Raw genomic sequence first — 788 nt, 5'->3', positions numbered from 1 at the left:
ATAGCCGGCCTCTACGCAGCTCTCTATCATGGCTGTTACTTGCCCCAGAACTCCTTTGTCGAGCACTGCCTTGGGCATCAAGAACTCCCCGGCGGAAGTAGGAAGGAAAAAGAAGTCAGTATCTTGAGCCTTATCAAAGAGGCTGAGTCGTTTTTGTTGGGCCTTTTTCTGCAGGACAGGGGTAAGCACGGAGTCACAGATATAGACGGGCATTTCAATGGGGCGGACGTCTCGCAAAAAATCTCCAAAGGCAAGAAGGTAATTAGTGCGTGCAGCTATCACGGCCAGGGGGTTGAGGTCAAACCCTACGACGTTCCGTAAAATCTTTTTCGCGCACTCTTTCCGTTTCAGAGGGTCTCGGTCTAAGAAACGTGCGGCCATAAACTCTCGGGCTCTGTCGATCGCCAATGTCAAGAACGTTCCCGATCCACACGCCGGATCCAGCAACCGGACGTCTGGGTTGCCATCATACCCCAATTGGTTTAAGAGCCTTTCGGCAATCCAGTCGGGAGTGTAGTACTCACCCAAGTCATGCCTTAGCTTCCTGGGGACGAGGTACTGATACAGCTTTTTCAAAAGGTCCCTGGCTTCACCGGACCGCAAGATCGGCGTTGTGGGCTCAAACTCAGATAGCCTTGTTGCCAACAGCCTGACCGCCTCTGTTACATCCTCCTCCCAGGCATCCAGGTACCAGCGGAAAAAATCCCCTTCCAGGAAGTTCTGCACGCCGTATGTCCTGAATACTCCGCCGTCTTCCAGCTCAGCCATCTGGCTCTTCAGCTCGACAG

1 protein-coding gene is annotated in these 788 nt (G+C 53.2%); it reads right to left on the bottom strand.

Going from position 1 to position 788, the window contains the following annotated elements:
• Positions 1 to 788: N-6 DNA methylase (locus tag HW443_RS12230; protein ID WP_176238337.1), on the bottom strand; the 788-nt coding region annotated here is incomplete at both ends.

Origin of the sequence: Candidatus Hakubella thermalkaliphila, from assembly GCF_013281975.1 — a bacterium.
In the GTDB taxonomy this organism is placed as follows: Bacteria; Actinomycetota; Humimicrobiia; order Hakubellales; family Hakubellaceae; genus Hakubella; species Hakubella thermalkaliphila.
The sequence above is the reverse complement of the archived record's forward strand: the minus strand, read 5'-3'. Positions and strand labels throughout refer to the sequence as shown.